Source organism: Microbispora sp. NPDC046933, from assembly GCF_040644635.1.
Classification (GTDB): domain Bacteria; phylum Actinomycetota; class Actinomycetes; order Streptosporangiales; family Streptosporangiaceae; genus Microbispora.
Genome location: NZ_JBEYWW010000005.1, coordinates 129515 through 145883, shown reverse-complemented (window position 1 = coordinate 145883; position 16369 = coordinate 129515). Strand labels below are relative to the sequence as shown.

The window sequence follows — 16369 nt, the reverse complement described above, 5'->3', positions numbered from 1 at the left end:
TAAGCACCCACTCGCAGAGCCCGCGGCGGCCCGCCCGAGCGGCCGGCTCCGCCGTGTCTCGCACCGCCCCGTCCCGCACTGCTCCGCTCCGTCCCGCACAGCCCCTCCCGCGCCCCCGTCCCGCACCGCTCCGCATCCTGGCCCTCCTACCCGCGAAGTCCTCCCACATCAGCGGCTCCCCCGAGGAGAAGAGACATGCACGAGGCACCCGTCGAGTCATCCGCCCATGCGGCGGCCCGGCGACGGCGCCGGCCCACCGTCGCCGCCGTCCTCACGGCGATCGTCACCGCCCTCGCCTGGCTGGTGGCGTCACCCGCGCCCCCGGCGTCGGCGGCCACCGCGCCGCTGGTCAGCGCCGCCTCCGGGCGGTGCCTGGACGTGAAGGGCAACGTCGACACGTTGGGCACGATCCTGGACATCTGGGACTGCAACGGCCAGGCCAACCAGGCGTTCGAGTTCACCTCGGCCGGCGAGCTGCGGACGCTGAACGGCACGCGGTGCGTGGACGCCTACAACAACCAGACCTCGCCCGGCACGCAGGTCGTCATCTGGTCGTGCAACGGCCAGAACAACCAGAAGTGGCGGCAGAACTCCGACGGCTCCGTCACCGGAGTCCAGTCGGGGCTGTGCCTGGACGTCGACCACGCGGGCACGGCCAACGGCACCGCGGTCATCCTGTGGACCTGCAACGGGCAGAGCAACCAGAAGTGGAGCACCACGACCGGCGGTGGCGCCACCCTCGTCGTCGACGCCGGCACCGTCGTGCGCCCGGTCACCCGCGTCGGCTCCGGCACCCTGTACGGCCTGTCCGACGCGAACACCCCGCCGGTGTCGATCATGCAGCCGCTGAAGCTGCACCAGCTCCGGCAGCCGCCGCCGCTGCATCAGCACCGGCCGAACGGCTCCCCGGTCCCGATCGGCGACACGTTGAACGTCTGGCGGAACGCCGCCGCCATCGGCGCCGTGATCACGGTCGACATGGCCGACAGCTTCGACGGCTTCCCGTACAACTGGACGAACTGGAACGACTGGTACAGCCGGATCGACAAGATGATCGCGGCGGCGAAGTCGGCGGGCGTGACCAACATCGACGCCTGGGAGCCGTGGAACGAGCCCGACTGGACCTGGCCCTCGGCGTCGGGCGTCTCCTTCAACGACGGGTGGGTGCGCACCTACCAGCGCATCCGGCAGAGCGAGCCGAATACGGCCATCATGGGACCCAGCTACTCATACTGGGACGTCAACCGGATGCGGTCTTTCCTGACCAACGCTAAGGCGACGAACACGCTGCCGCAGGTCGTGTCGTGGCACGAGCTGAGCGGATGGCAGCAGGTGACCGGCAACGTCCAGGCCTACCGCAATCTGGAGCGTGAGCTCGGCATATCTCCGCGGCCCATCTCCATCAACGAGTACGCCGCGACCGGCGAGATCGACGTCCCCAGCAGCGCGAACCACTACGTGGCGCAGTTCGAGCGCGCGGGCGTCCGCGACGCGGAGCGCGCGTTCTGGTACGAGGCCGGCACGCTCAACGGCCTGCTGTACAACGGGCAGCCGACGGCGTCGTACTGGATGTACAAGTGGTACGCCGACCAGACCGGCAACATCGTGAAGGTGACCCCGACCACGTCCAACGACGCCGTGGCCGCCTACGACAGCGGCAGCAGGACCGTGAGCATCGTCTTCGGCGGGCAGTCGGGCAACAGCTCCATCCGCGTGGACGGCATCGGCGGGCTGGGCTCCTCGGTCACCGCCACCCTCGAGTCCGTGCCCGGATCGGGACGCACCACGAACGTGTCGGGACCGACGCAGGTGTGGTCGAACGCCTACACCGTCACCAACGGCAGCGTCACCATCCCGATCGCGAACCAGAACGCCGGCGGCGCCTACCGCCTGGTTCTCACCCCGCGCTGATTCCGATGCCGATCCCCTGGCCGCGGTGCCGTACCGCGGCCAGGGGCGCGCCGATGGGGACGCGCCGATTCGCCGTCGAGGCGAGCCGGCGCGTCACTCCCGTACGAGGTGGACCAGTGCGCCGGCGGACGGTGACGGGCTCTCCCTCGTTGCGCGCAACGGGGGAGGTCAGGCCGGTGCGGGGCCGCTGCTCTCCCGCACGATGAGCTCAGGCTCGCTCCACGCGGGCACGGGAGAGGCCGACCGAGGCTCCAGTCTGCGGTGCAGCAGGCCGAAGCAGGCGCGGCCGAGCCCCTCGAAGTCGAGCCGCACAGTGGTGAGCGAGGGGTTCAGATAGGCCGAGGGCGGGGAGTCGTCGAAGCCGACCACGCTGAGGTCGCCGGGGATGTCCCGCCCGGCCTCGCGCGCGGCCCGCATGACCCCGAGCGCGAGGTCGTCGTTGCCGCACAGGACGGCCGTCACCGAGCGGTTCGCCAGCAGGGAGCGCACCGCGAGATAGCCCGAACGCGGGGTCCATCCGCCGTGCAGCGGCTCGGGCACCGGGCGCCCGGCCGCGCGCAGCGCGTCCTGCCAGCCCTGGGTGCGCTGCGGCAGCACGCTCGTGGTGGACGGGATGGCCACATAGTGGACCGTCCGGTGCCCGAGGCCGAGCAGGTAGCGGGTCGCGTGGGCGGCGGCCGCCCTGTCGTCGAGCCAGACCTGCCAGGGGTTGCCGTCCTGCGTGCCGTCGGTGGCGCCATCGGCGGTGCCGTCCGGGCGGCGCTCCACGGCCGCCGCCACCGGGACGTCGGGCGGCAGCGCCCGGAGGGCGCGCACGCCCGCCTCGTCGAAGGCGATCACCATGACCGCCTCGCCCGGCCGGTTGAGCCGCAGGGCGATGTCCGTCTGGTCGGAGTCACGCTCCAGCACGCTTATCCCCACGGAGAAGCCGGCTGTCCTGGCCGCCTCCTCCATGCCACGCAGCGTGGCGGCCGCCCCGTACAGGGCGGTGTCGGAGGTGAGCACGGTGACCGAGCGCACCGGACCGCCGGCCAGCGCCTGCGCCAGCCGGTTCGGCCGGTAGCCCAGCTCGGCGATGACCTGCAGGACCTTGGCCCGGGTCGACTCGCTGACCCGGGCCTTGCCGTTGATGACACGGGAGACGGTCTGCTGGGAGACACCGGCGACCCGGGCGACGTCCCAGATGCTCGCGGACCGGCCGCGCGGAGCGTCGTCGGCTGGCATGTTACCGGTAACCCCCATGGGTGAGAGCCTACTTGATGGCGGCGTTCGCCTCGTCGTCGATTTTCCTCGCCGCGTCCTGCGCCGGCATCGGGCCGCCCGCGTTCGTCGCGCCGGAAGGCCGGGTGGGGTGACTTCATAGTGCGAGCGGGTCGCGCTTGCAGCCGTACCCCGGCGGGCGCGGGTGGGGTCGCGCACGTTCGCCGTACTACTGAGCCGGCCGGCCGTCCAAGAGTCGACAAGCGGCTCATGAGCCGCTACGGTCTCTTATCAGTCAGCCAACTAACTAAGAAGGAAGAGAGTAACAATGATCGTGGTTACGGGTGCCACCGGGAACGTCGGACGCCCACTGGTCGCGCTGCTCACCGCCGCGGGTGAGCGGGTGACCGCCGTCTCGCGGCGGGCCGCGGAACCGCCCCGGGGCGTACGGCATGTGCGAGCAGACCTGGACGACCCCGCCGGGTTGAAGGACGCCTTCGACGGTGCGGACGCGCTGTTCCTGCTGGTGGCCGGTCAGGACCCGCAGGCGATCCTCGACGCCGCCCGGGCGGGCGGGGTCCGGCGGGTCGTGCTGCTGTCCTCGCAGGGGGCGGGGACCAGACCGGAGTTCTACCGCCACCCCGCCGCCTTCGAGGACGCGGTGCGCCGGTCCGGCCTGGAGTGGACGATCCTGCGGCCCGGCGGCTTCCACTCCAACGCCTACGCCTGGGCGGAGTCCATCCGACGCGGCGACGCCGTCGCCGCCCCGTTCGGCGACATCGGCCTGCCGACCGTCGACCCGGCCGACATCGCCGAGGTCGCCGCTGTGGTCCTGTGCGAGGACGGGCACGTGGGCCGCACCTATGAACTGACCGGACCCGCGCAGGCGACGCCGCGGGAACGTGCGGCGGCCATCGGCGCCGCACTGGGTGCGCCGGTGCGGTTCGCCGAGCAGACCCGGGAGGAGGCGCGGGCGCAGATGCTGGGGTTCATGCCCGAGCAGGTGGTGGAGGGGACGCTCGCCATCCTGGGCGAGCCGACGGAGGCCGAGCTGCGGGTCAGCCCGGACGTCGAGCGGGTCCTCGGCCGTGCGCCCCTGTCCTTCGCCGACTGGGCCGGTCGCAACGTCGCCGCCTTCCGATGAGCCCGATCGAGGCGTTCCTCGCCGAGTCGCGCGTGGCGACCCTGACCACCCTTCGCCCCGACGGCTCGCCGCACGTGGTGGCCGTGCGTTTCACCTGGGATTCCCGAGCGGCCCTGGCCCGCGTGCCTTCCGTGGCCTCCTCGCGCAAGGCCCGGAACCTGGCGGAGGGCGGCCGTGCCGCCCTCTGCCAGGTGGACGGGTTCCGCTGGGTCACCCTCGAAGGTTCCGCCGCCGTCGACGACGACCCGGGCCGCGTCGGCGAGGCGGTCCGTCGCTACGCCGGACGCTACGGCGTCGCCCCGCCCAACCCGCCCGGCCGCGTCGTCATCGGGATCGCGGTCGATCGAACGATGAAGCTCGACATCTGAAAGGACCTGTCGTGCCTGTTCAGCGCGTTCTCGGCTCCACCATCCACTACCGCGACATCGGTTCCGGTGCGCCGATGGTCTTCCTGCACGGCAACCCCACCTCATCCCACCTGTGGCGGCACGTCATCCCCGCGATCGGCGAGGGCCGCCGGCTGGCGCCCGACCTGATCGGCATGGGTGATTCCGGCAAGCCCGACATCGCGTACACCTTCGCGGATCACGCGCGCTACCTGGACGCCTGGTTCGACGCCCTCGCCCTTCGCGATGTGGTCCTCGTCGGCCACGACTGGGGTGGCGCACTGGCCTTCGACTGGGCTTCCCGCCACCCGGACCGGGTGCGGGGAATCGCCTTCACCGAGACCATCGTCAAGCCGATGAGCTGGGAGGAGTTCCCCGAAGGCGGCCGGGAGCTGTTCGCGGCGATCAAGACGGACGGCGTCGGGGAGAAGATGATCCTGGACGACGACGCATTCATCGAACAGGGACTGCCGGGCACCGTCTCCACCCCGATCGGCCAGAGCGACCTCGCCGTCTACCGCAAGCCGTACCCGACCAGGGAGAGCCGCCTGCCGCTGCTGCGGTGGCGCGCTCGATGCCGCTGGGCGGCGAGCCCGCCGACGTGGTGGCACGCGTGGAGGCGTACGACGCATGGCTGGCCGCCAGCCCGGAGGTGCCGAAGCTGCTGCTCGCCTTCGCGCCCGGACCCGGCACGATGGTGCACCAGGACATGATCGACTGGTGCGCCTCCACCATGGCCGGCCTCGAGATCCGGCAGTACGACGAGGTCGCGGGGCACCACACCCCGGAAGACCACCCCGAGCTGATCGCCGCGGCCGTCGCGGGACTGGGCGCAGGCGCACGGGCTCCGGTGACACCCGGGCGTCCGGGTCTCCAGGTGCCGGGGCGTGCACGTTCCACGCGCGCCTCGGGCCGAGGCGGGCCCGACCAGGAGAGCCGGCGCCGGTCCCCAGACCATCTGGGCCGACTCCTGCTTCCGGTGATCCGAAGGCGGATCGCCCGCGGACGCCCGGGGCAGGTCGCAACTGTCGGTGCCCTCCAATACGGTCGTCTCGGCACGCGGAGCCCCGCCCGCCTCTCGTGGGCGGGACTCCGCGATCGGGCGGGTGCGACACGGATTGGGGGGCCGGATGGCGGACCGCAGGGCGCTGGACCTCGACGCGCTGGCGATCAGCGATCGGTTCAGGCTGTTCAACTTCACCAGGCGCGACGACCATGTGGCCTATCTCTGGGTCCTGCGGGCGATGGACCGGCTGCGTGAGGTGCACCAGGTCCAGGTGGACGCCGGGGAGGTGCAGGCGGCCCTGAACGAGCTGGCCCGGCTCCACGACGAGGTCCCGACGTTCGACGGCAACCTGCGCGACCGGCTCGACGCCCTGTACCTGGACGGGGTGGTGCACCGGTTCGACGACGCGTCCCGGGCCGGCAACCTGGTCCGCTACCGCAACAGGCAGTCGGTCTACCAGTTCAGCGAGCTGGGCTACTGGGCGTACACCTCGGTCGAGGGACTGCTCGCGGCCCGCATCCAGGACGCCAACCTGTCGCGGCTGGTCTTCTCCGACATCCTGGAGGACCTCAAGACGCTCGCGGCGGCCAACCGCGCGGGGGAGGGCGAGCAGGTCTACCGCAGGCTGTCCCGTCTGGACTCGGTGATGGAGGACATGGGACGCCGCTCCGCGCACTTCCACGTGACACTCGGCGAGATCATCCGGTCCACCGACGCCTCTCCCGAGACGTTCCTCCGCTACAAGAACGCCCTGCTGACGCACATGTCCGAGTTCATGGCGGAGCTCGACCGCTACCTGCCCCGCCTGGCCACGGCCGTGCGTGACGTCGAGGCGAGCGGCCTGGCCTCCCTGCTCGACCGCGCGGCGGCCGCGGACGAGCGGCCCTTCATGAGTCGGCACGAGCGGCTGGAGGACTGGCGCCGCCGCTGGTCCGCCCTGCGGGCGTGGTTCGCCCCCGAGGGATCGCAGGAGTCCCGCGCGGGGGAGCTGCGCAACGCCACGCGCATCGCGGTGTCGGGGGTGATCGCGCTGTTGCGGCAGATCTCGGAGGCGCAGCGCGGTGGCGTCAACCGGGCCACCCAGTTGCGGCATCTGGCCGAGTGGGTCTGGAACGCGCCGGACGAGGGCGCCGCGCACGCGCTGATGGGCGCGGCGTTCAACCTGCGGGGCGCGCGGCACCTGGGCGCCGCCCATGAGGACACCGAACAGATCTCGCCCAGGGCGACCTGGTGGGACGCGCCGGGGGTCGAGGTGTCGGTCACGCTCTTCCGCAGTGGGAAGGCACCCACCCCGGGCGTGCCCGCGCCGGTGCGCGGCAACCCCGGCGCGCGGGCGGCGCTGCGCCGCGAGCAGGCCGCGGAACGCGCGGCCGAGCGGGCGGCCGCCGGCCACCTGGCGGAGCTGGGCGCGCACGGGCGGGTGCTCGACGAGTCCGAGACCCGCGTCCTGCTGAAACTGATGACGCGGGCGCTGGAGGGACGGACGGTCGTCGCCGGCCGGCTGAAGAGGGGCTCCGGCGCCGACGACGCCGTGATGATCCGGCTCGTGCCGTGCGACACCGGGAGCGCCGTGCGCACCACGCAGGGACTGCTCCACCTGCCCGGGGTCCGGGTCGAGATCGCCGGGCGGACGCCGGTGACGGGTTCGAAGGCAGGTTCGAAGGCAGGAGGTTCCAGGTGACGAGTCCTCGCGCCCGGGCCGCCGCCGGGGTCTCCGTCGCCGATCTCGGCTCCTACCAGCAGGCGGTCCGCCGCGTGCTGACCTGCGACCTGATCACCAAGGAGCGGCCGCGGCCCGGCGTGCTCGACCAGGTGCTGCGCTGGGCCGACGAGATGACGCGCGACTTCCGCGAACTGCTCGGCTACACGCTGATCGCCACGACCCACCACGTGCGCCTGGTCCGCCGCCTCGACGTCCTGGACGACACACAGCGATCGATCTTCTCCCGCAAGGGCAAGCCGTTCGACCGCCGGAGGCTCGCCTACCTGTGCCTGGTCCTCGGGTCGTTCCAGCGCTCCCGCATCGAGATCAGCCTGGCGGAGCTGGTGCGGAATTTCACACCGCTGGCCACCTCCATCGACGGTCTCGGCTTCGACCCCGCGATCGGATCGCACAAGGCCGCCATCGTCGACGTGCTGGGCTGGCTGGTGGACCGTGGCGCGCTCCGGCTGTCCGACGGCAGCCTGGAGTGGTGGGCGCGCGACACCGAACGCGGCGACGCGCTGTACGACATCGACCACGACATCTGCGCGGTGCTGTTCAAGCCTGCCCGGCCCGTCCAGCACCTCACCAGCGCGGCCGGCCTTGTGCACGAGCCGCCGCATTCGAACCCGGCCCGCAGGGCGCGGCGGCTGCTCGTCGAGTTCCCCGTGGTGTACTACGCGGACGTCGAGCCCGAGGTGGCCGACGCGCTGCGTGCCCCGGGTCTCGCCGAGGACCTCGTCCGGTTCACCGGCCTGGTCCTGGAACGGCGCGCGGAGGGCGTCATGCTCGCCGACCCTGGGGGCGTCTTCACCGACCGGCCGTTCCCGGGCCGGGGCAACGCGGTGAGCCGGGCGGCGGGACTCCTGCTGGCGAAGATCGCCGACCTGCTGGAGGATCCCGAGCACGTGCCGGAGCCTCTGCCCGTACCCGCGCTCGCCGACGACCAGGCCGATCTCGTCGCACGGATGGACGCGGGGCTGCCCCGGGACGGGATCGTCGCCGAGCTCGCCTGGTCGCCGTCCGAGGCCGAGCCGTCCTCCGGTGACCGGCCCGCGCCTGCCGAGGCGCCGTTCGTGGAGCGCAGCCGCCTCGAGGCGATGACGACCGAGTTGTACGACGAGTTCGGGGCGGCCTCGTTCACCACCACCTGGCAGCAGGACCCCCGAGGGCTGCTCGACGCCGTCGTCGGCTTCCTCGCTGACCTGATGCTGCTCAGGCCGGTGCCGGGCGGCGTGCTCGTCCTGCCCGCCGCGCTGCGATACCGGAACATCCGGGCCGCCCTGCCCACCCGGACCTCGGGCGGCCAGTTGTCGCTGGCACTGCCCGGCTCGCCCGTGCAGAAGGACCCGTCGGCGCAGCAGGATCCGTCGGCGCCGGAGGATCCGCCGGTATCGGAGGCCCCGCCGGCGCAGCGGGATCCGTCCACACAGAGGGATCCGTCCACGCAGGAGGTTTCGTCCACGCAGGAGGAGGAGCGATGACGCCGCCGCCCGACCGGTTCCAGCCCAGCAGAGCCGGAGTGATCAACGTCTGGGACTACGTGGACGAGGAGTTCGTCTTCGCCGACGGACGTCTGGTCCTGCGCGGGCACAACGGCTCGGGCAAGACCAAGGCGCTGGAGGTGCTCTTCCCTTTCATCCTCGACGGTGTCGCGGACGCCCGGCGGCTCGACCCGTTCAGCGGCGAGAACCGCACGATGAAGTCCAACCTGCTCTACCGGGGGCAGGAGGCCGAGTACGGCTACGTGTGGATGGAGTTCGCCCGGCGGGGGATCGGGGCGGAGCCCGCCGAGACCGACGAGACGGTCACCCTCATCATCGGAATCCGCGCGCACCGGCACAGGGACGGGGTGCGGACCTCGTTCTTCGTCACCGACAAGCGCCTCGGCGTCGACTTCGGGCTGCTCGCGCCCGACTCCCGGCCGCTCACCGAGCGGCAGCTCAAGGCCGTCCTCGGGCCGGACGCCCACAGCGAGACCGCCACGCACTACCGGGACGCGGTGGACGCCCGGCTGTTCGGGCTCGGCAGGGAGCGCTACACCCAGCTTCTCGACCTGCTGCTGGCGCTGCGCCGCCCGCTGCTGGCCAAGGACCTCGACCCCGACAAGGTCTCGGCCACGCTCACCTCGGGTCTCAGCCCCATCGACGAGGAGCTCGTCGACCAGGCGGCCCGCGACTTCGAGAACCTGGCGGCGGTCCAGAAGCAGTTCGACGACTTCGCCGTCGCGGACGCGGCCGTACGCGCGTTCCTGACCGACTACGTCGCCTACCTGCGCACTCACGCGAAGGCCCGGCTCGCCCGCATCCACACCGAGATGGACGGCGCGGTGGAGCACGCCCGCACGCTCGTGCGGGCCGAGGATGCGCGGAAGAGGGCCGCGGCCGCACGCGAGGCCGCCTCGGCGGCGGCCGCCGCGGCCGAGGCCGAGCGGGAAGGGCTGGAGCGCCGCCTCGCCGCGTTGCGCGCGGACGACGCGTACCGCGCGCGGGGCGAGCTGGAGCTGCGTCGCCGCCAGATCGCCAAGACGGGCGAGGAGATCGAACGGGAGCGCGCCCGGCTGGCGGACGGCGCCGAGCACCTGGCCGCCCTGGAAGGCGAGGCCGGCGAACTCGCGGAGCGGCTGGAGGGCGCACGGGCGGCGATCGTCCGCCACGCAACCGACCTCGCCGACGCGGCGGAGCGGGCCGGCGTCTCCCACGACGGGGACGGCCCGGCCGACACGGGGGAGGACCTGCTCACGACGGCGAGGGCACGTGCCGCCGCCCGCCGGGACGACGTCGCGAAGGTCCGCGACGAGATCGCGAAGGTGTCCGGGGCGGAGCGGGACCGCCTGCGGGCGGAGACCGACCGGGACAAGGCGGACAAGGACGTCGCGGAACGGGAATCGCGCTGCGAGGCCGCCGACGCCGCGCTGGCGACGGCGCGCCGCCTCGCGCGGGAGGCGCTCGACGCCTGGGCCGACCGCTGGGCCCGTTCGTCAAAGCCCCAGGCAAACGAGCGCCCGGAGGACGTATACGCGGAGGACGCGCGTCCGGTGAACGAGCGCCGGGGGGACGCATACCTGGAGGACGGCGAGGCGGTGGCCGGGCCCGCCGACGTGGAGGCGCTGGCGGAGGCCCTCGCCCGCGCCGGCGACGCCGGGGCGCCGTCGCCTGCCGAGGTCTACAGCGTGCGGACCGAGGAACGGCGGACGGAGGCGGCCAGGTCCGCCGAACGCCTGTCCGCCCGGGTGCGCGACCTCGCCGCCGACCTCGTCCGCCTGCGCCGCGAGCGCGAGGAGATCGCGGCGGAACGCGACGAGGCGCCGCCGCACGACGACCGCAGGACGGCGGACCGCGAGGGACGCCCAGGGGCGCCCCTGTGGCGGCTCGTCCGGTTCGCCGACGGCCTCGACGAGAAGGAGGCTGCCGGTCTCGAAGGCGCCCTGTACGGCGCGGGGCTGCTGACCGCCTGGGTGCACCCGGAGGAACGGCACACCCTCGACGCGGTCGCGGTCCTGGAATCCGACGGCTACCTGCTCCCGCTGCCCGAGGAGAGCCGCCCGTCGGGCCGGACGCTCGCCGACGTCCTCGTGCCGGAGGAGCAGGACCTGGTGCCGGCGGCGGTCGTCGCGGACGTGCTGCGGTCGGTCGCGGTGTCCGACACGATCACGCCCCGCCGGGATCAACAGGGCGGACCGGCGCCGATCGTGACCGGCCGGGCCCAGTTCGGCCTGGGCCTGCTCCTCGGCGCCCGGCCCAAGCCGTCGCCCGAGTACATCGGCGCCACGAACCGGGCCAACCGCCGCGCGGCCAGGCTCGCCGAGTGCGACGAGGTGATCGGCGAGACGAGCCTGGCGCACGAGGACGCCGAGCGGGATCTGGCGCGCGCGAACCGCCGCCTGGAGGACTTCGCCCGGGCCCGGCGGGAGCTTCCGCCCGCCACGGCGGTCGTCGAGGCCGTCGCCCGCGTGTCGCAGGAGTCCGCGCTGCTGGCCCAGGCGCGGTCGGCGCTCGCGGACCGCCGCCGCGACCTCGACGCCGCGGTGGCCCAGGTCGACGCGGCACGCCGGCGGCTGCGCCAGGTCGCGGCGGAAAGGAGCATGCCCGTCGCGGAACAGGAGGTCGACGCGGTCGCACGGGCCGTCGACGACTTCCTCACCACGGCGCAGCGGCTGCACGACGGCCGTGAGCGGGCCGCGTCCGAGGAGCGGGACCTGGCGTCCCGCCAGGCGGCGATCGCACGGCAGCGCGAGCGGCACGACGTGGACTCCCGCGCTCTGGAGGACAAGGAGCGGGAGCATCGGGCCGACGCCGAGGAGCTCAGGGCGGGCGAGGAGGCCTTGGACGCCCCGCTGCGCGAGGTGCTCGCCCAGGTCGACGAGGCCGAGCGCCGCCTCGCCGAGGTCCGCCGGCGGTGCGAGGAGCACACCGCCACGGCCGCGCGGGAGAACGAGGCGCTGATCGTCGCCCAGAACGATCTCAAGCACGGCCAGGCATCCCTCGGCCAGGCGCTCGGGCACCTCTTCGAGCACGTCGCGTCGTTCGGGCCGTACGCGCACCTGGAGCTGCGCCCGCTGCTCGGCGTCACCGCCACGGCGCCGTGGCCCGCCCACGTCGGCTGGCCCGAGCCGGCGGAGGCGGCCGCGTCGGTGGCGGCGGAGCTGTCCGCCCACCCTGGCCCTGGAGAGGGGGACGGACCGCCGCCGGATCCCGCCGCCCTGGTCGGCCGGGTGCTGCCGGGAGACGTGGCCGCGCTGCTGGACGCCTTCGCCACGGAGATGGCCGACATCCGCGTGCCGGGGGAGGGCACGCTCAAGAACGCCGCGAGCCGGCTGTCGGCCTCGCTGCGGACCTTCCAGGACGCGCTGGACGGCTGCGCCGAGGACTACCGCCTGGAGCACGACCCCACCGGCGTCGTCATGGTCTACGTCAGCGACGAGGGCGGACGCAATCCGGTCGCCGCGTTCGCCCGGCGGGTCGCCGACCGCGTCCAGGAGCAAGGAATGCTGCTTGAGGAGCGGGAGCGGACGGTGCTGGAGGACGAGTTGCTCACGGCGCTCGCCCAGCAGGTGCACGACCGGGTCCGCACCGCGCGCGACCTGGTGCGCGGAATGAACGACGACACCCGGTCGCGGCCCATGTCGTCCGGCACCAGGATCGGCATCCGATGGGGCCGCTCCGACAGGCTGAACGATCGGCAGGTCGCGGTCTCGCGGCTCCTCGACCGGGACGCGCAGGGGCTCGGCGCGGCCGGGCTGGCCGAGCTGCGCGGCCTGCTGCGGGAGATGATCCGCGACTACCGGGCCGCCCATCCGCGTGCCACGTACAGGCAGGCCCTGGCCGACGTGCTCGACTACCGCACCTGGTACGGCTTCGAGCTGGTGCTGGCCGTGCCGGGGGAGAAGGAGGTGAAGCTCACCCGGGCGAAGCACGAGGAGATGTCCGGCGGGGAGAAGTCGGCGGCCATCCACCTCCCGCTGTTCGCCGCGGCCAACGCCCTCTACTCGTCCGCCAAGCCCACCTGCCCGCGCATGATCGCGCTGGACGAGGCGTTCGCCGGCATCGACGACCGGTACAAGCCCGAGCTGCTGGGCCTGACCGTGAAGTTCGGCCTCGATCTGTTCATGACCGGCCACGACCTGTGGGTCCACTTCGACACCGTGCCGATGGCCGCGCACTACGACATGCACCACGACAAGAGCGCGCACGCGGTGTCGGCGATGCTGATGCTCTGGGACGGCGCCCAGACCATCGACGCCGACGCCGGTTTCTCCGGCAACGAGGAGCTGGCCGAGACGCTGCTCGGCTTCCGGCCGGGCCGCCGCGCCCCCGCCCTCACCGAGGGCACTCTCCTCGCCGCCGACGGCGACGAGGAACCCGACGACGCGGAGGCCGCGATATGACCTCGGCCTCGGATGCCGTGGAGCGCTACCGGGGGGCGGAGTACCGGCGCCTGCTCCGCGCCGCGCGGCGCGGCCTGGAGAACAACGGCGGCAGCCTGGACGCCACGGTCAGCGTCGAGGTTCAGGGCGAGGCTGAGCGCAATGCGATCATCGGCATCACCGGCCGTTACCGCGACCCGAGCGTCAAACGCATCCGGGTGACGCTGCGCGATCTCGACGCCGTCGTCCGCGCCGGCACCGAGCTCAGCCTCGCCGGGCTGCTGGAGGCGATCGACGGCCGCCCACTGGCGAACCACCCCGCCGAAGCCGCCCGCGCCCTCGCCACCAGGCGTGAGGCCCTGCGGCCCGCGGAGGAGAGCCCGCTGCACGAGAGCGCCGAGTGGTTCCGCACCTGGCTGGGCGCGGTGAGTCGTAACGGCACGGTGGGCAGGCTCGTCGCGCGCCCGGAGACCGTCGGCGTGCTCGCGCAGGCCGTCCGCGTCCTGGAGTTCCTGGAGGACCGGCCCGAGGGCGGCGTGCCGGTCACCCTCGCCGGACTGGCCGCCGAGGTCACCGACGACCCCAAGGCCCTCAACCATCGGACCACCCTGTCCACCCTGGTCCTGCGGGCGCTCGCGATCCGCGCGGGCGTTCCGCTCCCGGGCACGGCCGAGGAGCGCCGTGCACTGTGGGACCGCTACGAGGTCGTCGTCGACGATCTCGCCAGCCGGATCCTCGTCCTGAACCTGCCGGCGGAGGGCGAGGGGCTGGGGGAGTGGCTGACCGGCGCCGCCCGCTTCGGCACGCCGTTCCAGGTCACGCTCCACCAGCTGAACACCTTCCCGCTCGACTTGCGTGTTCCCGTCGTCCACGTCTGCGAGAACCCGGCCGTCCTGCGGCGGGCGGCGGCGGAGCTGGGGCCGGGATGCCCGCCCCTCATCTGCACCGAGGGACGCCCCTCGACGGCCTTCCACCGGCTGGCGGCGATCGCCGTGCGCGACGGGGCCCGCCTGCGTTACCACGGCGACTTCGACTGGCCGGGAGTGGACATGGCCGGCGCCGTCGTGCGGCGGCACGGCGCGGAGCCGTGGCGCATGACCGCCGCCGACTATCTCGCCGGTCTCGCCGGCGACGGGAAGGCCGGCAACGGGAAGCCGCGTAACGCGGAGGCCGGCGGCGGGGAGGTCGGCGGCGGGGAGGCCGGTGACGACGAGGAGCGCGTCCGGCTCTCCGGGCGGCCGGTGCCGACGCCCTGGGATCCCGGCCTCGCGGACGCGATGAGCGAGCATGGGAGCGCGGTCTACGAGGAGGCCGTCGCCGATCCGCTGCTCGCCGATCTCCGCATGCAGATCTTGGGGGGCTGACACGGTGCGTGGGACGGCCGTACGTTGACGGCTGGGACCGCTTCGACGATGAGGAGTTCCGCGTGAGCGAGACGACCAGCACCCATGTCTTCCGGGAAGCCCGTGACCTGCTGCTCCGCTTAGGGGAGGAGCCCGAGCGGGCGGCACGTGAGTTCGCCTGGCCGGTGTTCGGCGACAGGTTCAACTGGGCCACGGACTGGTTCGACGCCATCGCGCGGGGAAACGCCCGTACGGCGCTGTGGATCGTGGAGGAGGACGGCTCCGAGCGGCGCTACTCCTTCGACGAGATGGCCGGCCGTTCCGATCGGGTGGCCGCCTGGCTGGCCGCCCAGGGGGTCGGCAAGGGCGACCACGTGCTGCTGATGCTCGGCAACCAGGTCGAGCTGTGGGAGTCGATGCTGGCGGTGATGAAGCTCGGCGCGGTGATCATGCCGGCGACCACCGCCCTGGGCACGGCGGACCTCGCCGACCGCGTACGGCGAGGACGTGTCCGGCACGTCATCGCCAACGCGGCCGACACGGACAAGTTCGACGGCGTGCCGGGAGAGTACGGCCGCGTCTGCGTGGGCGAGGCGGCCGGATGGCTCCGGTACGGCGACGCCTACGCGATGCCGGAGCCGGAGCCGTTCGAGGCCCGGACCTCCCCCGGCGACCCGCTCCTGCTGTACTTCACCTCGGGGACGACGAGCAGGCCCAAGCTCGTGCGGCACACCCAGGTGTCCTACCCGGTGGGGCACCTGACGACGATGTACTTCATCGGCGTGCGACCGGGCGACGTCCACCTCAACATCAGCTCGCCCGGCTGGGCCAAGCACGCCTGGAGCTGCTTCTTCGCGCCCTGGAACGCCGAGGCGACGGTGTTCGTGCACAATTACTCCCGCTTCGACGCCGCCGCCCTGCTCGGGCAGATCCGCCGCGCCGGGGTGACCACCTTCTGCGCGCCGCCCACGGTCTGGCGGATGCTCATCCAGGCCGACCTCGGGGACGGGCCGGGCGGCCTGCGTGAGGCGGTCGCCGCGGGGGAGCCGCTGAACCCCGAGGTCATCGCCCAGGTGGAGCGGGCGTGGGGGCTGACCGTCCGCGACGGGTACGGCCAGACCGAGACGACCGCGCTGATCGCCAACACGCCCGGCGTGCCCGTGAAGGCGGGCTCGATGGGCCGTCCCCTTCCCGGCGTCCCGGTCGTCGTCGTCGATCCCGTGACCGGCCGGCCCGCGGACGAGGGCGAGATCTGCCTCGACCTCGCCGCCCGCCCGGTCAACCTGATGACCGGATATCTGGACGGCGACGAGGGGGCCATGTCCGAGGGTCTCTACCACACCGGTGACGTCGCGGTCCGGGACGCCGACGGCTCGATCACCTTCGTGGGACGCACCGACGACGTGTTCAAGGCGTCCGACTACAAGATCTCGCCGTTCGAGCTGGAGAGCGTGCTCATCGAGCACCCCGCCGTCGCGGAGGCGGCGGTCGTGCCCGCCCCCGACCCGATCCGCCTCGCCGTGCCGAAGGCGTACGTGGTGCCGGCCGCGGGCTGGGAGCCGAACAGGGAGACCGCCGCGGCCATCCTGCGGCACGCCCGCGAGAGGCTCGCGCCGTACCAGCGGGTGCGCCGGATCGAGTTCGCCGAGCTGCCCAAGACCATCTCGGGGAAGATCCGGCGGGTCGAGCTGCGGGCCAGGGAGACCGACGCCGCGGACGCGGGAACCCCGCCGTCCGGGGAGTGGCGGGACGACCAGTTCCCCGAGTTGCGCGCCTGACCGGGCTGCCCCTCCACAGGCCCGGCCCCCATG

At 73.1% G+C, this 16369-nt stretch carries 10 protein-coding genes; 9 read left to right on the top strand and 1 reads right to left on the bottom strand.

Features of this window, described 5'->3' with window-relative positions; translation table 11 throughout:
* Positions 1 to 195 precede the first annotated feature (195 nt).
* Complete coding sequence (locus ABZ857_RS08675; protein ID WP_357039734.1) at positions 196 to 1911, top strand: RICIN domain-containing protein; 1716 nt, start codon at positions 196 to 198, stop codon at positions 1909 to 1911.
* Between the two features lie 168 nt (positions 1912 to 2079).
* Here ABZ857_RS08675 and ABZ857_RS08670 read toward each other — a convergent pair whose 3' ends face one another.
* Positions 2080 to 3153 (bottom strand): LacI family DNA-binding transcriptional regulator, encoded by a 1074-nt coding sequence (locus ABZ857_RS08670; RefSeq protein ID WP_357039731.1) that lies wholly within the window; start codon positions 3151 to 3153, stop codon positions 2080 to 2082.
* Between the two features lie 286 nt (positions 3154 to 3439).
* Between ABZ857_RS08670 and ABZ857_RS08665 the strand changes: the two genes are divergently transcribed.
* The 8 genes from ABZ857_RS08665 to ABZ857_RS08630 all read left to right on the top strand — a co-directional run bounded on the left by ABZ857_RS08665 (position 3440) and on the right by ABZ857_RS08630 (position 16336).
* A complete protein-coding gene (locus tag ABZ857_RS08665) occupies positions 3440 to 4255 on the top strand; it encodes an NAD(P)H-binding protein (protein WP_357039728.1) in 816 nt (271 codons plus the stop codon).
* Positions 4252 to 4623 carry a TIGR03618 family F420-dependent PPOX class oxidoreductase gene (locus tag ABZ857_RS08660; protein WP_357039725.1) on the top strand — a complete coding sequence of 124 codons (372 nt, stop codon included), beginning with the start codon at positions 4252 to 4254 and terminating at the stop codon, positions 4621 to 4623. The genes ABZ857_RS08665 and ABZ857_RS08660 overlap by 4 nt, the downstream gene beginning before the upstream one ends.
* Positions 4624 to 4634: 11 nt before the next feature.
* Positions 4635 to 5354 (top strand): haloalkane dehalogenase, encoded by a 720-nt coding sequence (locus tag ABZ857_RS08655; RefSeq protein ID WP_357039722.1) that lies wholly within the window; start codon positions 4635 to 4637, stop codon positions 5352 to 5354.
* Positions 5355 to 5771: 417 nt separating this feature from the next.
* Entirely contained in the window at positions 5772 to 7328 is a 1557-nt protein-coding gene (locus ABZ857_RS08650; RefSeq protein ID WP_357039719.1) for a TIGR02677 family protein, read from the top strand.
* Positions 7325 to 8833, top strand: a complete 1509-nt coding sequence (locus ABZ857_RS08645; RefSeq protein ID WP_357039716.1) for a DUF2398 family protein — start codon at positions 7325 to 7327, stop codon at positions 8831 to 8833. Before ABZ857_RS08650 ends, ABZ857_RS08645 begins: the two co-directional genes overlap by 4 nt.
* Positions 8830 to 13236 (top strand): TIGR02680 family protein, encoded by a 4407-nt coding sequence (locus ABZ857_RS08640; protein ID WP_357039713.1) that lies wholly within the window; start codon positions 8830 to 8832, stop codon positions 13234 to 13236. Before ABZ857_RS08645 ends, ABZ857_RS08640 begins: the two co-directional genes overlap by 4 nt.
* Positions 13233 to 14579, top strand: a complete 1347-nt coding sequence (locus ABZ857_RS08635) for a TIGR02679 family protein (protein ID WP_357039710.1) — start codon at positions 13233 to 13235, stop codon at positions 14577 to 14579. Before ABZ857_RS08640 ends, ABZ857_RS08635 begins: the two co-directional genes overlap by 4 nt.
* Before the next feature lie 62 nt (positions 14580 to 14641).
* Positions 14642 to 16336: an AMP-binding protein gene (locus ABZ857_RS08630; protein ID WP_357039708.1), complete on the top strand. Its 1695-nt coding sequence runs from the start codon at positions 14642 to 14644 to the stop codon at positions 16334 to 16336.
* Positions 16337 to 16369 lie beyond the last annotated feature (33 nt).

Excerpts from the sequence above, each read along its gene's own strand:
- ABZ857_RS08675 (WP_357039734.1), top strand. The coding sequence starts at position 196 with ATGCACGAGGCACCCGTCGAGTCATCCGCCCATGCGGCGGCCCGGCGA.
- ABZ857_RS08670 (WP_357039731.1), bottom strand. The coding sequence starts at position 3,153 with ATGGGGGTTACCGGTAACATGCCAGCCGACGACGCTCCGCGCGGCCGG.
- ABZ857_RS08665 (WP_357039728.1), top strand. The coding sequence starts at position 3,440 with ATGATCGTGGTTACGGGTGCCACCGGGAACGTCGGACGCCCACTGGTC.
- ABZ857_RS08660 (WP_357039725.1), top strand. The coding sequence starts at position 4,252 with ATGAGCCCGATCGAGGCGTTCCTCGCCGAGTCGCGCGTGGCGACCCTG.
- ABZ857_RS08650 (WP_357039719.1), top strand. The coding sequence starts at position 5,772 with ATGGCGGACCGCAGGGCGCTGGACCTCGACGCGCTGGCGATCAGCGAT.
- ABZ857_RS08640 (WP_357039713.1), top strand. The coding sequence starts at position 8,830 with ATGACGCCGCCGCCCGACCGGTTCCAGCCCAGCAGAGCCGGAGTGATC.
- ABZ857_RS08635 (WP_357039710.1), top strand. The coding sequence starts at position 13,233 with ATGACCTCGGCCTCGGATGCCGTGGAGCGCTACCGGGGGGCGGAGTAC.